Origin of the sequence: Inquilinus sp., from assembly GCF_039594555.1 — a bacterium.
Lineage (GTDB): Bacteria > Pseudomonadota > Alphaproteobacteria > DSM-16000 > Inquilinaceae > Inquilinus.
On record NZ_JBCNNF010000456.1, the window covers coordinates 1 to 5,360 of the forward strand.

Annotated in this window: 6 protein-coding genes; 5 read left to right on the top strand and 1 reads right to left on the bottom strand. The window is 72.3% G+C overall.

Annotated elements, in window-relative coordinates:
- Window positions 1-113: 113 nt before the first annotated feature.
- The 3 genes from ABDW35_RS31510 to ABDW35_RS31520 are packed head-to-tail and all read left to right on the top strand — an operon-like array spanning window position 114 to window position 3,230.
- The gene (locus ABDW35_RS31510; RefSeq protein WP_343717797.1) at window positions 114-1,196 is read left to right on the top strand and encodes an ABC transporter ATP-binding protein; all 1,083 of its coding nucleotides are present in this window, start codon (window positions 114-116) and stop codon (window positions 1,194-1,196) included.
- On the top strand, window positions 1,189-2,034 hold the full coding sequence (locus ABDW35_RS31515; RefSeq protein ID WP_343717798.1) for a glycerophosphodiester phosphodiesterase family protein: 846 nt from the start codon (window positions 1,189-1,191) through the stop codon (window positions 2,032-2,034). Before ABDW35_RS31510 ends, ABDW35_RS31515 begins: the two co-directional genes overlap by 8 nt.
- A 50-nt stretch (window positions 2,035-2,084) precedes the next feature.
- Window positions 2,085-3,230 carry a mechanosensitive ion channel family protein gene (locus ABDW35_RS31520; RefSeq protein WP_343717799.1) on the top strand — a complete coding sequence of 382 codons (1,146 nt, stop codon included), beginning with the start codon at window positions 2,085-2,087 and terminating at the stop codon, window positions 3,228-3,230.
- 156 nt (window positions 3,231-3,386) lie between these two features.
- Here ABDW35_RS31520 and ABDW35_RS31525 read toward each other — a convergent pair whose 3' ends face one another.
- Window positions 3,387-4,220, bottom strand: a complete 834-nt coding sequence (locus ABDW35_RS31525) for an inositol monophosphatase family protein (RefSeq protein WP_343717800.1) — start codon at window positions 4,218-4,220, stop codon at window positions 3,387-3,389.
- Between the two features lie 130 nt (window positions 4,221-4,350).
- Between ABDW35_RS31525 and ABDW35_RS31530 the strand changes: the two genes are divergently transcribed.
- On the top strand, window positions 4,351-4,698 hold the full coding sequence (locus ABDW35_RS31530; protein WP_343717801.1) for a TfoX/Sxy family protein: 348 nt from the start codon (window positions 4,351-4,353) through the stop codon (window positions 4,696-4,698).
- A 5-nt stretch (window positions 4,699-4,703) separates the two neighbouring features.
- Window positions 4,704-5,360 (top strand): hypothetical protein (locus ABDW35_RS31535; RefSeq protein ID WP_343717802.1); only part of this gene is annotated, 657 nt, incomplete at its 3' end.

A 5,360-nucleotide genomic window follows, 5' to 3' on the forward strand; every position in this document is an offset into this window, starting at 1 on the left:
ACGGCGCGGTGCTGTCCGTGCTGCTCTGGGTGCCGTCCTTCGTCGCGCTCCTGTTCGCGCGCAACATCCTCAGCGCCCGCACCATCGCGCGCGGGCTGGGAGCCTAGAAACGCATGGCCACGATCGAGCTCGACCGCCTGACCAAGCGCTTCGGCGAGACTGCCGCGGTCGACCAGGTGTCGCTGGCGATCCGCGACGGCGAGCTGGTCTGCCTGCTCGGGCCCTCCGGCTGCGGCAAGTCGACCGTGCTGCGCATGATCGGCGGCTTCGAGACGCCGAGCGGCGGCCGGGTCGCGATCGACGGCGCCGATATCGGCGCCCTGCCGCCGAACCGCCGCCCGACCGGCATGGTGTTCCAGAGCCACGCGCTGTGGCCGCACATGACCGTGTCCCGCAACATCGCCTTCGGCCTGCGCCTGCGGGGCCTGACCCGCGGCGAGGTCGACCGCCGGGTCGACGGCGTGCTTGAGCTGGTCGGCCTGTCCGGCTACGGCAACCGCTATCCCGGCCAGCTGTCCGGCGGCCAGCAGCAGCGCGTCGCCATCGCCCGCTGCGTCGTGCTGGAGCCGAAGATCCTCTTGATGGACGAGCCCTTCTCCGCCCTCGACGCCCATCTGCGGGTGCGACTGCGCGAGGAGGTGCGGGCGATCCAGCGCCGGCTGGGCCTGACCACCGTCTTCGTCACCCACGACCAGGAGGAGGCGATGACGCTGGCCGACCGCATCGTGGTGATGAAGGACGGGCGGATCCAGCAGGTCGGCCGGCCCGGCGAGATCTATGCCCGGCCGGAGACCGAGTTCGTCGCCGGCTTCATCGGCACCATGACCCTGGCCGAGGCGCGGGTCGAGGCCGGGCGGCTGCGCTGGCAGGATCTCGCCCTGCCCTGCGACCTGCCGGACGGCCCCTGCACCCTGGCGCTGCGGCCCGAGGACCTGGTCCCGGTCCCGGCGGGCACGCCGGACGCCGTGGCCGGCCGGGTGGACCGTCTGGTCGATCTCGGCGCCGTGCGCATGGCCGATGTGGACATCGGCGGCGGCGTAGTGCTGAAGCTGCAGCTCGGCCGGGCCGACGGCATCGCCGAGGGCGCCGCGGTGACGCTGCGCCCCGCCCGCTGCGCGGTGTTCCGCGCCGGCCAGCCCGCCCGCCACCTGACCCTGGCCGAACCCGCCCGGCAACCGGAGCAAGCCCATGCCTGACGGCATCGCGATCATCGCCGACGGCCACGCCACCCGGCTGAAATGGCACCGGCTGCAGCGCCGGCCCGAGGACGTCCCCTTCACCCCGGCCCGGCTGCGCGAGGGCATGGCGCTGGGCGCGTCGATGGAGGTGGATCTGCGCCGCCGCGCCGATGGCGGCTTCGCCTGCCTGCATGACCACACGCTGGACCGCGAGACCACCGGCCAAGGCCCGGTCGCGGCTGCTACATTCGCCGAGCTGCGGGCCCTGCACATGCGCAGCAAGGACGGCACCCCGACCGGGGAGCGGCTGCTGCTGCTCGAAGACCTGGCAGAGCTGGCCGCGACCGGGGCTGATCGCGCCACGCTGGTCCAGCTCGACCTGAAGGAGGCGGGTGGCGCCCTGGACGATCGCAGCATCGACGCCTTCCGAACCGCGCTGGCGCCGCTGGCCGGCCTTTTCATCCTGAGCGGCGGCGACTGGGCGGCGGTGCGCCGCCTGGGCGCGGTCGTGCCGGGGCTGCGCCTGGGCTTCGATCCCTGCGACGACGGCACGCTGGCGACGCTGCGCGGCGCGGTGGATGCCGAGCGCTTCATCGCCGCGGCGCTGGACCGCGCGCCGGAGGCGGCGATGATCTACCTGTCGTATCCCATCGTGCTGCGCGCCGACGCGCTGGGCGTCGACCTGATCGCCGCCTGTCACGCCGCCGGCAAAACGGTCGACGCCTGGACGCTGAACCCCGACCATCCGGGCGCCGCGGCCGCGCTGGCCCGGCTGGTGGCGCTGCGCGCCGACCAGATCACCACCGACGCTCCGGGCGTGCTGGAGGCGATGTCCGCCGCGCCACCGCGCCCCTAGGGCGGAACCCATCGCGGCCCCTCGCATTGCCATGCAGAGGGGACACCCGCATGGGACTGCCGATGATCGACACCATCGACCGCTGGCTGGACTGGTTCCAGGCCCAGCTGCCCTGGATGCCGCCCTGGGCGATCAGCCTCGGCATGCTGGCCCTGGCCGTGGTGGCCGCCAGGACCGTCCATAGGATCCTGTTCCGCGCCGCCACCCGCATCGTCGCCGGCAAGGACCTGAAGAACCTGTTCTGGCGCTCCCTGGTTGCGCGCACCGAGGGGCCGACGCGGCTGGCCGCGATGATCGTGGCGATCTCGACCGCCGCCAATGTCGCGCCGCTGACCGAGGCCGAGACCGGCATCGTCCACCATGTCCTGCTGCTGGCCTTCATCGCCCTGCTGGGCTGGGTGGCGCTGACCGCGCTGCACATCTGGATGACCGTCTATCTGCGCCGCTTCACGCTGGACGCCGAGGACAACCTGCTGGCGCGCAAGCACGTCACCCAGACCCGGATCCTGCGCCGGGTCGCGGCCACGCTGATCGTGATGGTCACCCTGTCCGCCGCGCTGATGACCTTCGAGGGGGTGCGGCAATACGGAATCAGCCTTTTGGCCTCGGCCGGCGCCGCGGGGCTGGTCATCGGCCTGGCGCTGCAGCCTGTGCTGAAGAACATCTTCGCCGGCATCCAGCTGGCGGTGACCCAGCCGATCCGGATCGACGACGCCGTCCTGGTCGAGAACGAATGGGGCAATATCGAGGAGATCACCTCGACCTATGTCGTGGTCCGGCTGTGGGACTGGCGGCGGATGGTGCTGCCGCTGAGCTACTTCATCGAGAAGCCGTTCCAGAATTGGACCCGCGAGGGCTCCGCCCTGATCGGCAGCGTCTTCCTCTATCTCGACCACACCGCGCCGGTGGCGGAGATGCGGCGCAGGCTGGACGAGATCGCCAAGGCCTCGCCGCTGTGGGACGGCCAGGTTGCCGTGCTGCAGGTCACCGATTTCCGCGAGCAGGTGATGGAGATCCGCATGCTGGTCAGCGCCCGCAACTCCGGCCGCGCCTTCGACCTGCGCTGCGAGGTGCGGGAGAAGATGATCGCCTGGCTGCAGCAGGCCCACCCGCACGCCCTGCCCCGCTGGCGCGGCGAGCTGCAGGCCGAAGCCCAGGAGGTGGTGCTCCGCCGGGCCGGCGGGCGCGCTGGCTAGATCGGCCCCTCACCCTCCCGTCGCCTGCGGCGCCGGGCCCCTCCCTCTCCCCGAGGAGAGGGGTTTCCGAGCCGAGTCCGATTCACCTCTCCTTGGGGAGAGGTCGAAATCGCGCAGCGATTTCGAGTGAGGGGGCGGCGCGGTCGCGGGCTCGGCTCAGCCTCCGCTCAACAACCCAGTCAGCCAGGAATGCAGCCCGGCATTGGCGCCGAGCACCGCCCCGGTCGGCGGGATCGGGCCGCCGTCGAAGCCGGTGGCGATCCCGCCGGCCTCGCGCAGCATCAGCACCGCGGCGGCGTAATCGAGCGGCGACAGGCCATCCTCGAAGAAGGCGTCGTGCCGGCCGGCCGCGACATAGCACAGGCTGAGCGCGGCGGAGCCGAGGCGGCGCACCCCGGCGGCGCGGTCGATCACCGCCCGCAGCGCCCCGTGGTAGGCCTCGACATCGATGCTGCGCACCTGGCCCGGCACCGGCAGGCTGGCGCCGATCAGCGCCTCCTCCGGCGCCACCGTGCGTTCGATCCGCAGCCGCCGGCCGTTGAGGAAGGCCCCATGGCCGCGCTCGGCGACGAAGGCCTCGCCCAGGCTGGGGTCCAGCACCACGCCGGCCACGGTCTCGCCGCCCTCGACCAGGGCGATGGCGATGCCGAAGAAGGGCATGCCCCAGGCGAAGTTGGTGGTGCCGTCGATCGGGTCGACCAGGAAGGTGCCGGCGCCCTGGCTCTGGATCGCGGTGCCCTCCTCGCCCTCGATGGCATGGTCCGGGAAGGCGGCGGACAGCGAAGCGGCCACCGCCGCCTCGGATTGCCGGTCGGCGGCGGTGACGAAGTCGCGCGCGCCCTTTCGCTCCAGCGCCGCGCCCTCCCAGCGGCCGGCCTGAAGGGTCCGGATCGCCTCCGCCCCGGCCAGCGCCGCCTCCAGCATCCGCCGGCTGCGGTCGGTCGGGGCCAGGGCGGCGGTGTCAGCGGGCAGCGCGGGCAGTCGGAACATGGTCGGTCTCGAAGCGGAGCGGTGGCCCCTTATCCCATGCGTGCCGGAGGCGGCCAAGGCGCCGATTCCAGCTTGCCATGTTCCGCATTTGTTCCTAAGATGAACCATCGCCTCTTCTCGGGGATCGAGCATGGCAGCCCGCGACAGCTTCATCGACTTTCTGCGCGACCAGCTCGCGCCGCTCGGCGCGATCGCGCCCCGGCGCATGTTCGGCGCGACCGGCCTGTTCTGCGAGGGGGTGATGTTCGGCGTGGTCGCGGAGGACGCCCTGTATCTGCGGGTCGACGACCACAACCGCGCCGCGTTCAAGGAGGCGGAAGGGCTTCCGCCGCTCAGTTACGAGAAGCAGGGCCGCACCATCGACCTGTCCTTCTGGCGCGCGCCGGACCGGCTGTTCGACGAGCCCGAAGAACTGGTCGGCTGGGCTCGGTCGGCGCTGGCCGCCGCGCACCGGGTCGCGGGAACGCGGTCGCGGTGACCAGAATGCAGCTCTCGCTCGCCCTCGACGACGATCCGCCCCTGCCCCGCATCCGCGACCGGCTGCTGGCGCGGCTCGGGCCTCGGCGCGACGCCCGGCGCCGCGACCCGGTCAGCCAGCTGGTCCGCAGCATGCTGGGGTCCAAGACCCGGGACGAGGTGTCGCGGCGCGTATTTCGGGAGCTGCGCCGGCAGTATCCGTCCTGGGACTGGCTGTGCGAGGAGTCGCCGCGGGCTGTGCTGCGCATCATCTGGCCGGTGAATCTGGCGGATGCGAAGGCCGAGCAGCTGCCCCAGGCGCTGCGCATGATCGTCGCCTGCACCGGCCGCCTGTCCCTCGACCATCTGGCCGACCTGGACGAGGAGGCGGCGATGCAGTGGCTGCGCCGCCTGCCAGGGGTCGGATCGAAAATCGCCGCCGCGGTGCTGAATTTCAGCACCCTGCGCAAGCGCGCTTTGGCCCTCGACACGCATCTGCTGCGGCTCGGCGGCCGGCTGGGGCTGCTGCCGCCCGAGGCGGATTACGACGCCGGCTATGAGCTGTTCATGCGCCAGCTGCCGGAGGCGTGGGACGCCGAGGACCTGGCCGAGCTGCACCGGCTGATGAAGCTGCTGGGCCAGACCATCTGCACCGCCCACGCCCCGGCCTGCGGCGCCTGCCCG